Genomic DNA, 16,948 nt, shown 5'->3' with positions numbered 1-16,948 from the left:
CGAGATAGTGTATTCATTCTCCCTCTGGAATCCATTAGATGACCACCTACGGATTCAACTTCCCCGTTCTAGCTCACCTTGCTCATGAAGCCCCTGGAGTCGCTGCTGTACTGGCCGCTGGTTCATCCCAATCGTATCTGCAACCCAGCGAGCGGTCACAGCCGGAAACTTGGACTCACGAATCACTCGAAGAACATCGTCATCAGTAATCCGAACTAGTAGCCCCTTTCAACTATTCTGCCACTGTTCTTTTGTAGTATTCCATCGGAACGCCTCCTGCAAACATATGGCCACCTCGAAACTGCGACCGACGACGGGACGCTTGACGCATTCCCGTCGGAGGACGACAACGAGCGTGTCAGTGGCCCGTACACTGGGTACGACAAATACGGACATGCCGATCACACCGACTGGTAGTGTGAGGACTGTGGCGCGGAAGCTACTCGGAAGGATGCACTCACCGACTGCTGCTAACCCGCTCACTTCTATTTATCTAACGCCAAACGAAGTTCTCCGATGTTGCCCAGCGAACGCTCACCGAGTGCCTAGAGACGACCGAACGTGAGGATGACACAGTACTGATGTCGTCAACTAGAATTGAAGCGTACACGGCTTGCCAGTTGATGTGCCGAAATTCGAGCAGTCATTCATTTTGTGCTGGTTCAGTATTCAACAAAGATCCCAATGATTGTTCGATGATCTTCTTATTTGCTCGACGGATTCGTTCTGAGGCAGCTTGGTGACTGACATCGAGAAGAGTACCGATCTCTTCTTGATCAATCCCTCGCGGAATCTCATAATAGCCGTGGTTGTATGCAATCCGGATTGCATCCAATTGCTCTGATGTAAGATTGAAGTACGAACTTCCTGGCGGGGATACATCCATCATTCTGTCGAGAGTAAAGTTGATATTGTGATCAGTGCAGTAAGTGTCAACAGAGAGAGGTCTTCTTGTGTGGCGAATCGAAGGCGTAACATCCACTCACCATGTTCACCATACCCCTCAACAATTGTTCCTCCCGTGTGTAGCATCCCATCCAGTAAGCTTACATCCGTAGGCTGCCAGTGGAGACGATATAACCGCTTTTCCGTCACAGTGGTCAACAATTCGAATTCCGTGATATCCGGACTCTCGGTGAAGGCCTCTTCTATCGCTTCTGGGTTCGGTGCTGCTTCTGTGGCTTCCACCCATACGAACGGGAGATATTCGTCTTCACGTCCCATCGGAACGATGCGATCGAACTCGATCCGCAAGGCGGACATTGTTTGGAATATCTGCCCGAAAGCGAACTCATTTGCAGCGAGACGAATGTCGATCTCGACGGTCATACTCCGAGATACGCCGTTGATAGCACTGTTCTTTTCGCCCCGTTGTAGGTTCTGTTTCTTTCAGGAGTTATTCGACGCACCGATAGTAGAAATACCAACGAGAACCCCGCATCTCACCAGGACACCGTTGCCATCGACGACGTGACTGACGACGGCACACTTGACGCCTTCTCGTCGGAGGACAACGATACCGAACCCGACAACTGCGACTGTGAGGGCCTCGGTGACTTCCCGTGCTCGCCATGCGTGCGAACGGGACGGAAAGAACTGCCGAACTAACCACCACTTCAGCTGTTTTTATCCATGGCACGCCAATTGACGCTCAACTGTCTATATTTCACTTGGTCTAAGTAAACGAAGTGACGCTATCGATTCTTTATATTTTGGTTAGTAATCACGGTCAACGATTCGTTTACTGAGCGCGTCAAAAGACACCCTGGGTAAACGATATCCAGAATCGTTTTACCGGTAGTGATCACTCTGATGTCTATAGGGTGGCAACCGATGAATAACGCTTCTACCCTTCTATGTCACGCACTTGCGCCACTAAATTCAGCTGTCCTCATTTGACTTGTGGGAGGAGAGATGGATCGTTCCCCCGCTGTCGACCGTGACGTGATACGCGTCATAGGCGAATTCCACCCGACCGCTGGTTCCACGCAGTGTGCCATCCTCTCGTGGTCGAAAGAGTGCATCAAGCGCTTCTGGATCGATGAAATCCGCAAGAAGTGGTAACTCGACGGGATCTGCGTCGTTGAGTCTTGCGACAGCCTTGATGAGTTCCTCGCTGGCGCTATCTGTACTGGGATCGAACTCCGTACGATGGGTGTCAGTAGTCCCTAGTTCCCCATTCTCGTTGTCCAGCGATGTGTTATCACTCATAATGAGTACGGAAGCATAGTTTGTAGTAATCTCTATAAACAAGACACCGGTTATATTCGGAAACGAGAAGCGAAGAAGTCCAGTCGTGGGTTGGTCCGGCAAAGCGACTTATCTGGCTCTGTTGAAATCCTTGAGAAGATACACGTTTGGCCAGTAGTGTGACCGAATGCAGACTCTCCCGAAGTCACGACTGCTCCGGTTTGTCGAGGAAGCATGTCAGTTAGCCCAACGTGCTGTAGCTCGATACTCCTCGAAATTCTCGAAACAACGCTACACGCTCCATCAGCACATCGTTCTCCTCTGTCTCAAGGTTCGGAAGAACACAACGTATCGTACACTTCTCGACGAACTCATCGAGATGCCCCGCATTCGAAGTGCGATCAACCTTACCGAACTCCCTGCGCCGTCTACGCTATGCAAGGCGTTCGACAGGCTCGATATGGCTGTCTGGCGAGTGCTTCTCGATCTCTCTGTTTCACTGCTCCCGACTAACGGTGTTACGGGGATCGACGCCTCGGGGTTTGACCGCGGTCACACCTCGAAGCATTACACGAAACGGGAGAAGCTGACGATTCAGCAGCTGAAAGTCACGCTCTTAGTCGATACCAAAGCGAACGCTATCCTCGATCTCCACATTACAACGACCCGCAAACACGATACGCAGATCGCCCCATCACTCATCAACCGAAACGCATCTGAAATCGGAGTTTTGCTTGGAGACAAGGAATACGACGATCAGCAGATTCGAGCGATGGCCCGCGAGAACGGGGTTCGTCTACTCGTCAAACACCGTGAGTTTTCCTCACTCCAGAAAGCGTGGAACGCTCGGTTGGATACTGAACTCAACGGCCAACGGAGCCAGAGCGAAACGGTAAACTCTCGACTCAAGCGAAAATACGGTGCGTTCGTCCGTTCACGACGCTGGTGGAAGCAGTTCCGTGAACTCGCCCTTGCGTGTATCGTCCACAATCTTGATCGATCCATCTAACGACCAGTACAGAGGGTGGATGCAGCATATCAACGGGCTAATTCGTCCACCTAATCTCGTATTCGAGTTCGTACCGTTGTTCGCCGGTTTCTGAATCCGTAAGTCGTTCGGGTTCGATTTCGAATCGAGGACGTTCCGGCACAGTCACGGTTTGTTCTTCTGCGTCGCTCACTAACGTGACATCGCCGGATTCGATCTGATCTGCAGCATCGCGTAACGCTTCAGCAACCTCGGTTCTTGGAACCTCTTCCTCGGTTTTGAATAGCTCTTCTTCGGGCATCAGTTCTCACTACCCCCTCGACGGCAATAAGAATACGAAATGAGTTTGAAGCTGAAGCTACTCATCCTCAATCACACCCATCTCTCACACGTGGACGTCGTACGGCTGGATCAGCGTCAGGAGATCTCGTTCCAGTTCGCCGCCAACAAACTGGACGTGCCCCGTTTCAGCCTCATAGTCGATTATCCGAGCCTCGTCCAATTTTGGAAGATGGGTATGGTGAAGTGCGATCCGGACGCGTTGTCGGTGTTCGGCTGACTCTAGGTTCGCATCTTCGTCCCGAACCCGGTCTGCAACGCGATCTACGAGCACATCGTATTCCAGTGTCTTCTCGGAAGCGTTGTCCAACGCGTTGAGGGTGGCGCGTCGGTGTTCGTTCGCTACTGCCGACAGAATCGTATCGGGGGAGATCGATCTCTCACGCCCCGAAGAACCGGTACCCTCATCAATTGACTGTATATCACGTGTCCCCAGCTCTCGACTCTCATCCATACTCACATAGCGTAGTCCCATCTGCCTGGCTCTGTCCCATGGTGCATAATGGAAACAGTCAGTCCATTTCCGCTGCTGACTCGGGCGTGAGAAGTGCGTACTTCCCGAACGTCCCAATGGCACGACGCAGTCGCTCCGTCACTGCTTGATCGGAAATTCCGAGTTCGTCAGCTAGCTCTGCGGTCGTACACCCTCGTGGAATGTCGTAGTATCCCCTTCGAATGGCAAGCGTCAACGCTTCTCGTTGGGGCTCACTCAGGCCGTACCACGGACCGGCCTCAGGGTCCGTCGGATTATATATGCGGGTTAGCTCCAGAGAGATGTGCGCGGCCTCACAGCAGTCCTGGCACTGACTCAATGCCTCGCGGTCTGAGAACCGTATCTCGAAATTCCACCCTTCCGACGATCCAGTCGCACCCAGTATCTGCCCGTCGTGTTCCAAGATGCACTGAAAAAGGTGGTCCTGGCTCGCATCCCAGTCGAGCCTGATTAGCGTCCTGTCGTCGAACACGTCCACCTCTGTGACGCTGTTGACAGTTGGATAGCGTTCGACGGCCTCGAGAAAGCCGTTTTCGACCGGTTCGTAGACCCAGAAGAGCGGCACGGTCACGTCCCCACTCGGGACGAGCGTTTCCAGTTCGATGGCCGAGGCTTGCTCTAGACTGAGGATTTGCCCGAGTTCAAAATCATCGGATGGGATGCGAACCTCCGTTATCACACTCATAATCGCTTGTAAGACTAGATTGTCCGGTTGCACAAAAGGAGATAGCTTGGTGCACCATGGCCATCCGGGTGCCAGAGGTACACCCCCGCTCGCAGCATACACTATCCCGGCCAACAACTGTGCGTTGGCTCGTCTCGAAGCCATGATACACCACCCATGCCGGTTATTTGTCTGCTAGACGAAGGGTTCCGCATGGCGACTGTGATGGAGTTTACGAGTCCGACAGCGGAGTTCCCACTGGGGAGTGTGTTCAAAAACTTGCCGGGTGTGACCGTTGAACTGGAGCGATTGATTCCACACAAGACGCTGATTGTCCCGTATTTCTGGGTGCGCGATGTAGAAACGGAGGATATCGAAGCTGCGTTCGAGGTACATTCCGGCGTGAGCAACATTCGAGTGGTCGATAGCGTCGAAGACGAGTATCTCATGCGTGCCGAATGGGAACCAGAGTACTTCGGCGTCCTGAGTGCGTTGGCCAAGGCCAACGTCGTCGTGCTCTCCGGAATCGGTACGAAAGACGAGTGGCGATTCGAGGTGCGCGGCGAAAGTCAGGAGACAATCGCCGAGTTTCGAGAATACTGCCAGGGAAACGACATTCCGATAACAATCACCGCCGTCCACGCAATGCTTCCGATCCAGGGAGAGGGCTACGAGTTGACCGAGACCCAACGCGAGGCGCTGGTACTAGCCTACGAACGGGGCTACTTCGACTCCCCACGCGAGGCGTCGCTCGAAGAGATTGCCGACGAGCTCGGTATCACCCAGCAGTCACTATCGTCACGACTCCGTCGGGGACATCGACGCCTCATTGGAGCGACACTCAGCAGTTCGTCGTGACCGTTCGGATAGTCCGTCTTTTAAACCTGCTGTATTATCAGTATCCCTGTTGAACCGACTCAGACGGCTAGAATCAGGCCAGATGGGCACAACGATATCTGGGGTTGGAGTAGAAGCGGTTGAGTACGCTCAGGAATCTGGGACTGTTCGCACGCAGTTTGATCAGGAGAAGACACCAGCGAGCATGGCTGTTGTCGCAACGCTGGCGGACGTAATGGATACTGATCCTGTAGAACTCGACCCGCTCCATTCCACTGTTGACACCGAGGAATTAGATGCGCTCGTCCGCGTTCGCAACGGGACAAACGGGGATACCCACGCTGCATTCACGCACGAGGGGCACGCAATAACCGTACACAGCTACGGTGTGATCACTATCACACCAGAACACGAACTCACAGTGGAGAAACACGAAAGGGAGGCGGGAAGATGACATCTGAGGAGACCTCGCTTGCGTCGAAGGAAGAATTAAACGCGGAGCTGAAAGCCCTCCTTCGCAGGGCCTACGAGAGTGGAATCGATGTGGAAGGCGGATTCGAATGTCGGAATGGGGTCGAACATCCTGACTGGGACGTGATCGTCACCGAAGTCGAAAAGAACGAGCATTCGGAGTGAACGACTTCGAGCGTGGCCGGATCGGTAGCAACTACTTGACCTGTGAGTGACGAACGCTGTAACCAAGATCGCATCAAACGGGTACTCTCAGCGCAACAGCGGCGAGTATTACGTGCGCTCCTCGACGAGAGTTCGATGTCTGCTGACCCGATTCTTCGTAAGGGAGAGACTCTCAACTCCGGGGAGTACCTCACGATTTGTTACGAACTCCATCACGTCCTACTTCCCGAATTATCGGATGAGGGGTTCGTCGAGTTCGACAGGTTCGAAGACAAGGTACGGCGAGGAATGAAATTCGACGAGGTACGTCGGTTTCTTGAACAGATCGATGACGATCATGACGAGTAACCTGATCCTGTAATCGATTTGCTGCTGAATGCGCGCTTTGGCTTGCACGACTACTTGAACAACTATCAGAACTGGCAGAATCCTCAGCGATCGATACGCACGTGTAGTGTGCAGTATATTCACGTGAATAAGTCTCTAAAGAAGAGGACTTCAACAGAGCCACTTATCTGTACTCGTGAAGGAGATGGCAACGAGTGGATGGCCTACTCACAACCACGTAGTGAGCTTGGGGCACCGACTCGAGTACAGTTAACCGATAGCCCTGTCCAACTGAAGCAGATACTCTCGATAGCGTTCGAGTATATGGTGCGAGTTAGTGAACCAAAATAGTGAGACGATACGCCGGTCATTCTGCTAAAGCTCGCTCAATGCCCTCTTGAATACGAAGTGTATCCGGAAGGTAGTCGTCCTCACGAGCAAACAATGGATAGGGGACATCATACCCAGTCACTCGTTGCACAGGTGCTTCGAGGTAGTAGAGGGCCTGTTCATTGATACGGGCGATGATTTCGGCAGCCATGCCTGCAGTTTGAGGTGCCTCGTGAACCACGACGCAACGACCAGTCTTTCGCACTGAATCGAGAAGCGTCTCTGTATCAAATGGAACGATACTCCGTGGATCGATTATCTCAATACTCCCATCAATTGTGTCGGCAGCTTTGACCGCCTGCTGACGCATTGCACCCCACGCGACCACCGTGATGTCTGTTCCCTCTCTGACTACATCTGCCTCTCCAAGTGGGATGAGATACTCGCCCTCCGGTACGTCTTCACGGAACGATCGGTAGAGGCGTGTTGGCTCGAAGAAGATCACTGGGTCGGGGTCTCTGATCGACGTTGTGAGTAACCCCTTCGCATCAGCGGGAGTGGAAGGAACAACGATTTTTAAACCAGGTATCTGTGCATACCCTGCCTCGAAGCTCTCGGAGTGATGTTCGAGTGCACGGATACCACCACCATATGGCGCACGGATTGTCATCGGACAATTGAACTCTCCGCGTGTCCGGCTGCGGAGTCGAGCAACATGCTGTTGGATTTGGTGAAACCCCTGCACCATGAACCCAGAAAATTCGATTTCAGGAACGGGTGTGAATCCATACGCTGCAAGACCAACGCCGAGACCAATGATACCCGCTTCGGCGACAGGAGCATCGTAGACACGATTCGGATATTCGTCAATCAATCCTTCCGTTGCACGGAACACACCGCCATCGACCCCGACGTCTTCTCCATATACCACAATCGAATCGTCGCGACCCATCTCTTCGAACAGGGTAGTTCGGATGGCTTCGACTAGTCGCTGTTTAGTGGTCATGGTGTTCACCTCGGAAGGCAGCACGTTGTCGTCTGAGTTCAGGCGTCAGCGACGCAAACGTGTATTTGAACATATCTTCTGGATCGATGGTAGTTTGCCCCTCTTTCGCGCGTTCAATTGCTTTAGCGAGATCAGCTTCGATGGCGTTTTCAATGTCAGCGATGCGCTCGTCATCGAGAATGTCTCGATCACGGAGGTACGTCTCAAATCGGACAATCGGATCCCGCAGTGCCCACTCTTCTTCTTCCGTCTCCATCCGATAGACCGACGGATCATCGGCGGTCGTGTGAACTGATCGTCGATAGGTGATCGCCTCAATGAAAACGGGATCTCCTTCACGGGCGCTCTCCAGTGCGTCCTGGACGACAGCATACGTTCCAAGGACATCATTTCCATCGACCTGTACACCCTCGATGCCAGCTGCAATCGCCTTTTGTGCCAGTGTTTCCGCGCGAGTTTGGTTCGCTCGAGGAACAGAAATCGCGTACTGGTTATTTTGGCAGAGAAAGACGGTATGCGATCGAAATACACCGCCGAGATTGCACGCTTCGTAGACGTCGCCTTCGGACGTTGCACCGTCACCGAAGTACCCAAGTGTCGCAGCGTCCTCCCCAGCAATCTCTTGAGCCCATCCGATCCCCGCTGCATGTAACGCCTGTGAACCGACCGGTACGGATGGAGCCATCATATGGTTGTTACGCGGAACCGCTGCGCCCTCTTCCATTCCCATTGCGTACCAGAGCAGCATGTGCGGTTGTGTATCCCGCACAAGGTATGCAGGTTGTTCTCTAAATGATGGCACCATCCAATCTGTGCCTGTAAGCGCCATCGCGCTCCCAACTTGTGCGGCTTCTTGCCCGATTGCTGGAGCATATGTCCCCAGTTCGCCTCGTCGTTGTAAGGCAATGGCTCGTTCGTCGAGACGCCGGGAGAGTTTCATTACTCCATACATATCGAGCAGACGGTCCTCATCGAGACTGGGATCGAGATCGGCGTCTACCGAACCGTCAGCGGCCAATACTTGGACATAATCGATTGTGAATTCGATGACGTGGTTGCGCGGCATGAGACATGAAGTGTATGCTAGCCATCTACTTAGGTGCCAGTTCAACATCAGCGAGACCATCATTCACTCCTCGACACCAGGAGACGATACTGGAGCCACAGTAGAGGTGTAGTCGGATGAGTACCCCCCATCACGTCGGGAGTGTCCAATGTGCTTGATTCGACATCTTGACCAACTATCTGGCGAGATGGATGCGAGCCCACGAAGCCAACGCGGAGATCACAAACGGAGGTCAATGTTCTCTCGGGTGGTGTAACGATACGTCTCCTCACATCCGAATGAGTACCGCTACAAATGAGCGGCATCGTGTCACCAAAAGATGGGGCAAGCATAACCGTCCGCGGACCCTCCTAGTAGTGAGTACACAATGGACATTTCTGAGATAGTTTCAACAAAGTTTACCGAGTTCGATATCGGGGCACCCCTTTCGAAGGTCGCCGGTGCGTTCGAGAATCAAGAACTCGACGCCGTCGTCGTTACGGACGGTGACGAGTATCGTGGCGTCGTCAGCCGCAGACAACTGGCCTCGTCATCCAATCAACCCTCCGCGAAGGTCGGCTCACGGGTGCAACACGTCCCGACCGTCGACCGAACCGAGGATGTCCGTGAGGTCGCACGACTCATGATCGGGAGTAACGCCAAGACGCTCCCAGTGCTGGACAAAGACCGCGTCTTTGGCGTGGTGACCGCAGATGCCGTTCTGGAGGCCGTGAGCCCGTTTCTCGACGCGGTGACTGTCGACGATGCGTACACGACAACGCTGATCAGTGTCTCCCCAACGACTACGATGGGCAAAGCCCTCAACACGCTTCGGGAAGCACGTATCGCACACCTTCCAGTCATCGACAATGACGAACTCGTAGGCATACTGAGTCTGTACGATGTCATCGACTTCACGACACGCGGCGGGAACAAGAGCCAGGGTGGCTCGTCAGACGAGCTCAGTGGCCGCGGCGGCTTCGGTGAACGTGACGGTTCGTCCGATAGAATGCTTGACCTACCGGTGCGGAACCTGATGTCCGATGTAGCTGCGACGGTTCAGCGAGGCACACCGCTCGATGCGGTGGTCGAAACGATGTTCGATCGGGAGATTTCCTCACTTGTCGTCACGGCTAACGAGACGGACGAGCCGGTCGGAATCATCACGAAGACGGACGTCATCGAGGCGCTCACCTGGGAACAAGAAGAACGGCGTCCCGTGCAGGTGTTCGGTCTCGAGTTGCTCGATGAAATGGACTACGATGACGTTTCTGCGTTGATCAACAGCGTGACCTCGAAGTATGGCGAGATGAGCGTGATCAAGGCCAGTATCGAACTGCACGAGCACAAAGAAAAGAGCCGAGGAGTGCCACTGGTGCTTGCACGGATTCGGCTCGTCACCGACCGTGGTTACTTCACGGCCGACGGAGAGGGCTACGGGGCCACCCACGCACTTCGTCTCGCCGCGAACGCGATCGAACGCCAACTTCTCAAGGGCAAAACCTACGGCCAATCGAAGAAGCATCCGGACACCGAGGAGCAAGAACAACTGTACGGCTGGTGGCTCGGCGGATAACGTTCTCGACTTTCAGTACAAGGTGACCACACGCACCGGGGAGGATGTCAACAGTCGCTTGCGATCAAATAGGGCTGAACCTGGCGCTCTGAACCTCTAAAGGACAAGCGGATGAAATGCGTTGATACGTGAGCTCACCGTATAGACGAGTGATGCCGAAATACCGTCATGGAACGAAATCATTCATCGACTTCATGCGAACATATCTACAGGATCATCCCAAACGCTGTTCGGTGTGTGGGAACGAAGCACGAGCTCGATCGGAGTGGCGAATCGAAAAACGCGATGAGGACGGCCTCCACTTCGTGCATGCTTGTCCAGAGTGTGGTGCTGAAGACGACGTGTTTCTCAACCTCACGCCAGAACACGAGCGATCCAAACGTAACTGAATCCAACAGGGACCCGAGTACCGGTGATCGAAGATGCAAGTGTATTTGTCTCAGTGGCGATCGACCCACGAGCAGGGAAGATGAGCGGTGTCGTACTGATTGTCGTCGTTTCTCGTCTCGTTTGCGACGGTATTGGCTGGGAAGGCCATTCCAGTTGCCGATGAACCGATCAAGTTCAGGAAACGGAATTAAACACGAAGCTAACTCTGTGTTTGGCGGATGAACTCGTCGAGCCGTTCTTCGATGAGTGTCGCAACCCGTTCGCTATATTGCCAGAGTGCTGCGTTGAAGTTCTCCTCGGTCTCGTCATCGATACCGTCGTCTCCCTGAAGGACGGAATCTTTGGTAATTTGGGGATGGTACACACAGACAATTCCGATCGAACTGTCCGAACTCGTGGTCCCTCCTGTGTGGATTCCGTACTGATCGGTGCCCCACACGCCATCGCCACCGTGCCGTTCCATTACAGAATCGAGCGCATCGAGCCGTTGCAATTCCTCGGGGGTGAGGAGTGGAGCATCGCCTTCGAACAATTCACTGTATGCTCGTATCCGGGCATTGTTCGTCCATCGTTCCAACTGGGAACGCACTCTCAGTACGAGTTCTCTCTCGTCTGGAAATTCAGCCATGCAATCTAGAGGTGTGGCACACCAATCAACGTTTGTACAGCGTCTCCGACTTCTGTGGATATTCGATACCGGGACCGATCGAGGTAAAGGAGGATTGATACTATCTTCACGATTTGATTGGGGTCAATTCGACAGTACCCGAACCATCGACCACGACCTGGTAGCCAGCGTACAAGAAGGTCACTTCCCCGCCAGAGCGCACGTCTCCATGATACGTTGGTGAATACAGACGATCCAACGCATCTGGATCAATGGCATCATACAGTGGGTCGAGCTCCTCGACCGGGCAGTCCGTAGCATCGGATACAGCGTTAATAATCTGGATACTGGGTGGGGGCCGTGATGTGACACGGTTTGTTGTACGAGTGCGAACGTCACCATCTTCTGATTCTCCATTATTCATAACACAGAGAGACAGGCTACCAACATACATAAGAGGTGTGTGAGAAACTGGGTGACAACCGATACTTCACCAGTGCGATTCCCATCTCAAAACCTCCGCACGCTCACCCCCAAAAAGTGGATCGGTTACGTTCACTGCTTGTTTCGGCTGCGAGGTCATCGAACAGAAGTGGTTGGAAAGCTCAATAGTGACGAGGAAAATTCCAACACACGCAATCGAAACGGCCGACCGAATCACATCGGGCATCGCCATGATCCCAACGATAGCCAGCTGGATGTCTCCACTCGGGTAGGCTATCGCGTTACTACGAATACTAGTTCGAGCGCATCGAAAGCAAAGGTCGTAATTGTCTGTCCTGAGTGAGGAGGGAAACTCGAACGCATTGGGTTTGAGCACCAAATCTAGCGATCTGCACCTGTTTGCGTCATCCGCAATTCTGGAGATGGTCATCAAATAAAAGTAGTGCTACCAGCAAAAAAACGGTCTACTTACAAGTAGTTGCCTTGGCACACAATCCATTCTCAATAGTTAATCGCGACAAGGCCAACAATCCCAAGACAGTAGAGTATCAGGACCAAAAACGAGTCAATACCCATTCGGAGAATCTGGCGCCGTGGCCGAACGAGAAGACCAATAATGTAGATCGTCGTGAGGAGAATACCGAGTGCAGTGAGGTAGATAGTACTTGAGACCATGTTAGCGAGGACAGACTTCCCAGAGAGGATGGATGCCAAGATGAAAAGGGTCGGTAAAAACCCGTTGCCTCCGAAGATGTCGCTTATTGCGAGTTCATAGTCACCGAGCTTGATCGCGGCCATCCCTGTAGAAACTTCCGGAAGTGAGGTGATGGAGGCCAATACTGTCGCACCGAAAATTGCCCCACTTATATTGAGACGATTCGCAATCATGCCGCTCGTGCGTTCGAGCAGCACGCCACCGACAAGTGTTGCGATGGCAGCGAGAAAAAAGATAACGACGATGTACTGTGTCGTTTTTCCTTTCTCCTTCAATTGTTGATGTTTCTTCTTTTTAGCAGTTCCAAGTGGTACTTGCTGACCACCTGGCGCCGCATCTTGTTCTACCCACGGTAGTCCAGAACGCGCTTTCACAATTACCCAGATGCCACCCATCCAGAGCAGTCCAATCACTACCTCCGGAGGAGTCAAACGGAAGAGGAGGAGTGCTGGTACGAGTTGGCTACCCATCACAGTCACAGACAGCACCGCAACTACGATGCTGGCCTCCAAGACTAACTGAATCGAAGATGCCCAGTACGTTAGTCCGTCCGATTGACCAACCCCAAAGGCATCGAAGAGGACAAGTACGACTGTTTGAATCGCAATTCCCCCGAGAATATTTCCGATGGCTATATCCAGATTGTTAGTGAGTGCTGCACTTGTCGTGATGACGAATTCGGGGAGGTTCGTGACAATCGCTAACAGGATGACACCACTCAGTGCTTGCCCCAGGCCCAACCGTACCGAAAGAACGTCGGTCATGTTAGAGACATAGACACCAGCGACGTACACAACTGTAGCAGCGACAGCAAAAATCACGACAAGAACGAACAATGACGTCTCTTCAAACATTCGTGTTAGTCAATCCTGCTGTTGTCGTTGGTTGGACGAAGATCAACGAGTGGATGAATATTGAGTGAAACACTGATGGATGGTGAATTGAATAATGAAACGGGAAAAACGATTCTCGCATCAAACTCCCAGTCACGAATGATGCGTCTATTCAGCATTTTGTGAGGTTACAATCACTACCGGTATAGTCGTTCGGTCACATCTTGAGCCACATTCTCTCAGGCCGACACAGTTTGACACTACAACTAGATGATGATTTACTTGGCCCTGTCTAGTTAAGCCAGTTTGAGAAGCGAGCAGTTCGTCTCTTAGGACGATGTTCTGCTTTGTCGCAATGTCTTTTGGCACACGGCGCACAAGCCGTTTGTTCTCTTCGATGTCTGCCATTGTATCCCCCACCTTCCTGCAAGGAGGGAATCCGACAACCCCCACACTAACCACGTTCTAACGCTCTACCCCCACTGCCAGCGACGACTGACTGGCATTCCCACCGTGTGGAAAGCCCCGTCGTTTACGACGGGGAGGATGTCACAGCGGCCATTGCTACGACTTCCCTTCATGCTACGCTTCAGCGTAAGGATCGCGAGGTGCGTTCTCATTCAGTAACGATAGCCGTTATGGACCCGTCTCGTTAAACAATTCTTCGACGCGAGATTGAGAAGAGGTGACTTTGCGTCGGGAGTCCGGAGAGTACTCCATCGCAATGTATGAGTAAGTGTGTTTGACCCCATCTATACGTAGGATACCGAACGCAACGGTTTCCCGAACGTCCGCTGGTTTCTCAACGACGACTTTTGCGATATATCGATGTCGCCAGCAACGATATGGGCCTCCTCAAGTGCACCTATAGAAGAGCAATTTACATAGCGTTAATATCAGTTGCGCAGACTATGGCCACGGTGCTGTTTGGTGAGGCCGTGGATATCTATGATAATTAGGGGGGTGCTCGAATGTTCGTGATTACACCACGGGGAATCCAATCGTCATCACCGGTTTGATACCGTCGCACTCGAATTGGCTCCCATTTTCCAGATTCATAATGAGAGAGAAGCTCATACCGTGTAGATGGATCGTCGACCGATTCAACTTCCACCCGAAGGTGGTCAGCTGGGGTATAATCAATCGGACTCGCTCTTCCTTCGATTGTGGTTCCATCACTAAGCGTTCCACGAACAGAGTCACCAAGGCCAAGATTCCCGAGTGAATCTACAGCTTCATCGATCGTGGTCTGTGAGATTTCCCCTAATCGATCTATATCTTTAAAGAACCCAGTTGATGAAACAGGGTCAATGCCTTCGGTCTCGAGTCGTCGATTTTCCTGCTTCACACGCATTCCCAACAATCGTTGAATCTCGCGAAGTCGAAAGCCTATCGTCCGCAACTCATCACGTGTATCCGATGGTGCCCCGATTGACCCTTCTTCATTTGAATTCGAATTCCCCACCATACCTAATGGTGCAGCTTGCAAACTATTAAATATGAGCAACTGAGTGCTCTTTGAGCACCGTTGAGGATTACTCGTCCAAGAGGCTGGCCACAATCGTCTAACCTTCACACCAAACTATGCAGTCACCTGCTCGGCAAGATTATCGACGTCCTCCAGATCATCTCCGACCAAGAGTAATCGGTGTTGCGGACGACCAACCTCAATTGGAACCTCATCGAGCTCGTTATCATCGCCTGTAATCGTATCGACCGATTCGAGTATCACCATAAAGTCCTCTTCGACGTCATCTCCGAAGTCCTCGTTGAGCGTTTCTTGGACACGCGAAAGTGGTGGCGCTCGCAAGCTAAATGCCTCGCTATCCGCCCTATCATCAAGAAATGTTGTCCGTACGTTCTCAACGAATTCATCATCCGTCGAACAAAGACCCATCAACTCGTCGTCTACTGGTACTACTGTCACGACGAAGGTTTACTCAGTGATACCGTTGTTCAACTTCGAGAGTCTTGTGTACAGCGTCGTCGAAGCGGTTCCGTAACTCGTCGCTGAAGTTCTGGATGTCGGTATCCTCTTGGACCACCTCGAGTGAGTCCCAGTCTCTCGACTCGGTTGCAGCATACAGCTGTGTGAATTTCTCTCCGTTGTTCCCGTACGCAATTACGATCACATACGGTTTTTCCTCCTCGACACCCTCGACTGCATGTCTATCGCTCCATTCCTCGATTTCAGTCACGCTTACACGTTCGAAGGTCGTCAGTTCTGCACTGAATTCACGAGCACCGAGACGGTGTATCAACTGTTCTCTATCCCATTCCCGGGTCTCACCAGTCTCGGTATCTGTCCCCGTAACAGTCTCTGTTGTAATTGACTCGATGTTCCAGTTTGTGAGTAGTGGCCCAGCCATTTCCGAAGTCGTGCGTGTGCTAACGTCGCCCTCTTGAATGCGGTCTCCTTCTTGAACACGAATGTACCGCGGATTCGTTGCTGGAAGATCGATGAAAATCTCACCAGGGTCCGTGTTGACCAGTGCATCGACCCCATCGATCGTCCGGCGTTCCACCGTTTGCTTGTCATTTTCTCTTGTCATGGTGTTGGTTTGGGTATTTTGGACGCCGAGAGTAGCAAGGCAGTACGTACGCTCCCGACTGAGAGGTCACCTGATAGTCGATACAAGTCATGATTACAGCAGTTACAGCCTTTCTTCACTCCCGAGTTCGGCCAGCAGTCTCCCCCCTCGTTTAGCATACTCTGGCTAGAGGGTTCACTCTGTCGTCTACTAGTGTCTCACAACTTGGAATCCCCGCCTCACACCTCCTGTTCCGTAGAAAAACTATCTCGAATCAGGGCCAACCGCCAGGCAACTCATCCGCATGGTTGTTCATCAACGTGAGCAGTGGTTCAATCTCATCGAAGTTCGCCCCCCGACGAATCGTTTCGGTATGGGGATTCCACTCGATGTAGCCCTTGTCGGCTAGTTTTGGCAGGTGGACGTGATGGGGCTGTGTTCTAATCACTTCGAGTTGGTCTGCATCTGCTGCATCTGGCGCGATTGTTTTGTCAGCAAGTTCGTCTTCGTCGCGTGAATTGTCGTTTAGCACTGCCAGTAGGATGCGGCGGCGGTGTGAGTGACCTAGCATGTCGAGGCTAGCGTCAAGTGACGTGGAGGTGGCTTGTTGTCTCATGGTCGTGTGACTCTGGTTGCGGAACGTGTTTACTAGAATGCGTTCCGCGTGCCGTCCACGCGAAGAGAACGAGGGAGTAACCCTGCACGGCCGGATGTACTTGGCGGTTGGAGTGCAAGTGAAGGTGTGTTTCCACTTGGCCGGTCGAAGGTTGCATTCCTCATGTTCGCTCAAGTTTAGAGCGGTGCAACTCGCAGCCGGTGAGCGTGTTTAGCTGAATCGCAGGCGCTGTATCCCCCTCCTGCTTGCGTCATTCGGCGCTCCCTGAGAAATGGGGCTTAGCGCCTGCAATTCAGTTAAGGGGACTCGTTTGTCATTTACTTTCAGAATGTGGCCAGTCGATACTTTAGACAGGCCCCCGTCAGCAGTTAGCAAATGCGT

21 protein-coding genes are annotated in these 16,948 nt (G+C 52.6%); 7 read left to right on the top strand and 14 right to left on the bottom strand.

What is annotated here, in order from left to right; genetic code table 11:
• Window positions 1–643: 643 nt before the first annotated feature.
• Both ACR3FE_RS26525 and ACR3FE_RS26520 read right to left on the bottom strand, forming a co-directional pair.
• Complete coding sequence (locus ACR3FE_RS26525; protein ID WP_458210879.1) at window positions 644–886, bottom strand: helix-turn-helix domain-containing protein; 243 nt, start codon at window positions 884–886, stop codon at window positions 644–646.
• On the bottom strand, window positions 886–1,329 hold the full coding sequence (locus ACR3FE_RS26520) for a bacterio-opsin activator domain-containing protein (RefSeq protein ID WP_458210865.1): 444 nt from the start codon (window positions 1,327–1,329) through the stop codon (window positions 886–888). Before ACR3FE_RS26520 ends, ACR3FE_RS26525 begins: the two co-directional genes overlap by 1 nt.
• A 141-nt stretch (window positions 1,330–1,470) precedes the next feature.
• Here ACR3FE_RS26520 and ACR3FE_RS26515 point away from each other — a divergent pair, with 141 nt between their 5' ends.
• Entirely contained in the window at window positions 1,471–1,608 is a 138-nt protein-coding gene (locus ACR3FE_RS26515) for a hypothetical protein (protein ID WP_458210864.1), read from the top strand.
• Between the two features lie 273 nt (window positions 1,609–1,881).
• On the opposite strand, the gene ACR3FE_RS26510 is transcribed toward ACR3FE_RS26515, so the two are convergent.
• Window positions 1,882–2,211: a HalOD1 output domain-containing protein gene (locus tag ACR3FE_RS26510; protein ID WP_458210863.1), complete on the bottom strand. Its 330-nt coding sequence runs from the start codon at window positions 2,209–2,211 to the stop codon at window positions 1,882–1,884.
• Between the two features lie 166 nt (window positions 2,212–2,377).
• On the opposite strand from ACR3FE_RS26510, the gene ACR3FE_RS26505 reads away from it, so the two are divergent.
• Entirely contained in the window at window positions 2,378–3,199 is an 822-nt protein-coding gene (locus ACR3FE_RS26505; protein ID WP_458210861.1) for an IS5 family transposase, read from the top strand.
• Window positions 3,200–3,236: 37 nt separating this feature from the next.
• Here the strand turns inward: ACR3FE_RS26505 and ACR3FE_RS26500 are convergent, their stop codons facing one another.
• From ACR3FE_RS26500 to ACR3FE_RS26490, 3 genes are all read right to left on the bottom strand, one after another.
• On the bottom strand, window positions 3,237–3,479 hold the full coding sequence (locus tag ACR3FE_RS26500; RefSeq protein WP_458210860.1) for an amphi-Trp domain-containing protein: 243 nt from the start codon (window positions 3,477–3,479) through the stop codon (window positions 3,237–3,239).
• Between the two features lie 84 nt (window positions 3,480–3,563).
• Window positions 3,564–3,992, bottom strand: a complete 429-nt coding sequence (locus ACR3FE_RS26495; RefSeq protein ID WP_458210858.1) for a DUF7344 domain-containing protein — start codon at window positions 3,990–3,992, stop codon at window positions 3,564–3,566.
• A 37-nt stretch (window positions 3,993–4,029) separates the two neighbouring features.
• Entirely contained in the window at window positions 4,030–4,695 is a 666-nt protein-coding gene (locus ACR3FE_RS26490; RefSeq protein ID WP_458210856.1) for a helix-turn-helix domain-containing protein, read from the bottom strand.
• Window positions 4,696–4,887: 192 nt separating this feature from the next.
• Here ACR3FE_RS26490 and ACR3FE_RS26485 point away from each other — a divergent pair, with 192 nt between their 5' ends.
• From ACR3FE_RS26485 to ACR3FE_RS26470, 4 genes are all read left to right on the top strand, one after another.
• The gene (locus ACR3FE_RS26485; protein ID WP_458210854.1) at window positions 4,888–5,532 is read left to right on the top strand and encodes a helix-turn-helix domain-containing protein; all 645 of its coding nucleotides are present in this window, start codon (window positions 4,888–4,890) and stop codon (window positions 5,530–5,532) included.
• Between the two features lie 82 nt (window positions 5,533–5,614).
• Window positions 5,615–5,965 carry a HalOD1 output domain-containing protein gene (locus ACR3FE_RS26480; protein WP_458210852.1) on the top strand — a complete coding sequence of 117 codons (351 nt, stop codon included), beginning with the start codon at window positions 5,615–5,617 and terminating at the stop codon, window positions 5,963–5,965.
• Complete coding sequence (locus ACR3FE_RS26475) at window positions 5,962–6,147, top strand: hypothetical protein (protein WP_165161539.1); 186 nt, start codon at window positions 5,962–5,964, stop codon at window positions 6,145–6,147. The genes ACR3FE_RS26480 and ACR3FE_RS26475 overlap by 4 nt, the downstream gene beginning before the upstream one ends.
• A 135-nt stretch (window positions 6,148–6,282) precedes the next feature.
• Window positions 6,283–6,495: a hypothetical protein gene (locus ACR3FE_RS26470; RefSeq protein WP_317176068.1), complete on the top strand. Its 213-nt coding sequence runs from the start codon at window positions 6,283–6,285 to the stop codon at window positions 6,493–6,495.
• A 346-nt stretch (window positions 6,496–6,841) separates the two neighbouring features.
• On the opposite strand, the gene ACR3FE_RS26465 is transcribed toward ACR3FE_RS26470, so the two are convergent.
• Both ACR3FE_RS26465 and pdhA read right to left on the bottom strand, forming a co-directional pair.
• Window positions 6,842–7,810 (bottom strand): alpha-ketoacid dehydrogenase subunit beta, encoded by a 969-nt coding sequence (locus tag ACR3FE_RS26465; RefSeq protein WP_458210851.1) that lies wholly within the window; start codon window positions 7,808–7,810, stop codon window positions 6,842–6,844.
• Window positions 7,800–8,876 carry a pyruvate dehydrogenase (acetyl-transferring) E1 component subunit alpha gene (gene pdhA / locus ACR3FE_RS26460; RefSeq protein ID WP_458210850.1) on the bottom strand — a complete coding sequence of 359 codons (1,077 nt, stop codon included), beginning with the start codon at window positions 8,874–8,876 and terminating at the stop codon, window positions 7,800–7,802. Before pdhA ends, ACR3FE_RS26465 begins: the two co-directional genes overlap by 11 nt.
• Before the next feature lie 367 nt (window positions 8,877–9,243).
• On the opposite strand from pdhA, the gene ACR3FE_RS26455 reads away from it, so the two are divergent.
• Complete coding sequence (locus tag ACR3FE_RS26455) at window positions 9,244–10,431, top strand: CBS domain-containing protein (protein WP_458210848.1); 1,188 nt, start codon at window positions 9,244–9,246, stop codon at window positions 10,429–10,431.
• Between the two features lie 589 nt (window positions 10,432–11,020).
• On the opposite strand, the gene ACR3FE_RS26450 is transcribed toward ACR3FE_RS26455, so the two are convergent.
• The 6 genes from ACR3FE_RS26450 to ACR3FE_RS26425 all read right to left on the bottom strand — a co-directional run bounded on the left by ACR3FE_RS26450 (window position 11,021) and on the right by ACR3FE_RS26425 (window position 16,567).
• Window positions 11,021–11,449, bottom strand: a complete 429-nt coding sequence (locus ACR3FE_RS26450; protein ID WP_458210847.1) for a DUF7539 family protein — start codon at window positions 11,447–11,449, stop codon at window positions 11,021–11,023.
• 106 nt (window positions 11,450–11,555) lie between these two features.
• The gene (locus tag ACR3FE_RS26445; protein ID WP_458210846.1) at window positions 11,556–11,852 is read right to left on the bottom strand and encodes a HalOD1 output domain-containing protein; all 297 of its coding nucleotides are present in this window, start codon (window positions 11,850–11,852) and stop codon (window positions 11,556–11,558) included.
• Window positions 11,853–12,373: 521 nt separating this feature from the next.
• Window positions 12,374–13,441, bottom strand: coding sequence for a sodium:calcium antiporter (locus tag ACR3FE_RS26440; protein WP_458210845.1), 1,068 nt, complete (start codon window positions 13,439–13,441; stop codon window positions 12,374–12,376).
• A gap of 1,561 nt (window positions 13,442–15,002) precedes the next feature.
• A complete protein-coding gene (locus ACR3FE_RS26435) occupies window positions 15,003–15,347 on the bottom strand; it encodes a transcriptional regulator TbsP domain-containing protein (protein WP_458210844.1) in 345 nt (114 codons plus the stop codon).
• A 13-nt stretch (window positions 15,348–15,360) separates the two neighbouring features.
• Window positions 15,361–15,789, bottom strand: a complete 429-nt coding sequence (locus ACR3FE_RS26430) for a hypothetical protein (RefSeq protein WP_458210843.1) — start codon at window positions 15,787–15,789, stop codon at window positions 15,361–15,363.
• A 436-nt stretch (window positions 15,790–16,225) separates the two neighbouring features.
• Window positions 16,226–16,567, bottom strand: a complete 342-nt coding sequence (locus tag ACR3FE_RS26425; protein WP_458210842.1) for a DUF7344 domain-containing protein — start codon at window positions 16,565–16,567, stop codon at window positions 16,226–16,228.
• Between the last annotated feature and the right edge of the window lie 381 nt (window positions 16,568–16,948).

This window comes from Haladaptatus rarus (assembly GCF_054177585.1).
This window is presented reverse-complemented; position numbering and strand designations above follow the sequence as displayed.

Excerpts from the sequence above, each read along its gene's own strand:
- ACR3FE_RS26525 (WP_458210879.1), bottom strand. The coding sequence starts at position 886 with ATGGATGTATCCCCGCCAGGAAGTTCGTACTTCAATCTTACATCAGAG.
- ACR3FE_RS26520 (WP_458210865.1), bottom strand. The coding sequence starts at position 1,329 with ATGACCGTCGAGATCGACATTCGTCTCGCTGCAAATGAGTTCGCTTTC.
- ACR3FE_RS26510 (WP_458210863.1), bottom strand. The coding sequence starts at position 2,211 with ATGAGTGATAACACATCGCTGGACAACGAGAATGGGGAACTAGGGACT.
- ACR3FE_RS26505 (WP_458210861.1), top strand. The coding sequence starts at position 2,378 with ATGCAGACTCTCCCGAAGTCACGACTGCTCCGGTTTGTCGAGGAAGCA.
- ACR3FE_RS26500 (WP_458210860.1), bottom strand. The coding sequence starts at position 3,479 with ATGCCCGAAGAAGAGCTATTCAAAACCGAGGAAGAGGTTCCAAGAACC.
- ACR3FE_RS26495 (WP_458210858.1), bottom strand. The coding sequence starts at position 3,992 with ATGGGACTACGCTATGTGAGTATGGATGAGAGTCGAGAGCTGGGGACA.
- ACR3FE_RS26490 (WP_458210856.1), bottom strand. The coding sequence starts at position 4,695 with ATGAGTGTGATAACGGAGGTTCGCATCCCATCCGATGATTTTGAACTC.
- ACR3FE_RS26485 (WP_458210854.1), top strand. The coding sequence starts at position 4,888 with ATGGCGACTGTGATGGAGTTTACGAGTCCGACAGCGGAGTTCCCACTG.
- ACR3FE_RS26480 (WP_458210852.1), top strand. The coding sequence starts at position 5,615 with ATGGGCACAACGATATCTGGGGTTGGAGTAGAAGCGGTTGAGTACGCT.
- ACR3FE_RS26475 (WP_165161539.1), top strand. The coding sequence starts at position 5,962 with ATGACATCTGAGGAGACCTCGCTTGCGTCGAAGGAAGAATTAAACGCG.
- ACR3FE_RS26470 (WP_317176068.1), top strand. The coding sequence starts at position 6,283 with ATGTCTGCTGACCCGATTCTTCGTAAGGGAGAGACTCTCAACTCCGGG.
- ACR3FE_RS26465 (WP_458210851.1), bottom strand. The coding sequence starts at position 7,810 with ATGACCACTAAACAGCGACTAGTCGAAGCCATCCGAACTACCCTGTTC.
- pdhA (WP_458210850.1), bottom strand. The coding sequence starts at position 8,876 with ATGCCGCGCAACCACGTCATCGAATTCACAATCGATTATGTCCAAGTA.
- ACR3FE_RS26455 (WP_458210848.1), top strand. The coding sequence starts at position 9,244 with ATGGACATTTCTGAGATAGTTTCAACAAAGTTTACCGAGTTCGATATC.
- ACR3FE_RS26450 (WP_458210847.1), bottom strand. The coding sequence starts at position 11,449 with ATGGCTGAATTTCCAGACGAGAGAGAACTCGTACTGAGAGTGCGTTCC.
- ACR3FE_RS26445 (WP_458210846.1), bottom strand. The coding sequence starts at position 11,852 with ATGAATAATGGAGAATCAGAAGATGGTGACGTTCGCACTCGTACAACA.
- ACR3FE_RS26440 (WP_458210845.1), bottom strand. The coding sequence starts at position 13,441 with ATGTTTGAAGAGACGTCATTGTTCGTTCTTGTCGTGATTTTTGCTGTC.
- ACR3FE_RS26430 (WP_458210843.1), bottom strand. The coding sequence starts at position 15,789 with ATGGCTGGGCCACTACTCACAAACTGGAACATCGAGTCAATTACAACA.
- ACR3FE_RS26425 (WP_458210842.1), bottom strand. The coding sequence starts at position 16,567 with ATGAGACAACAAGCCACCTCCACGTCACTTGACGCTAGCCTCGACATG.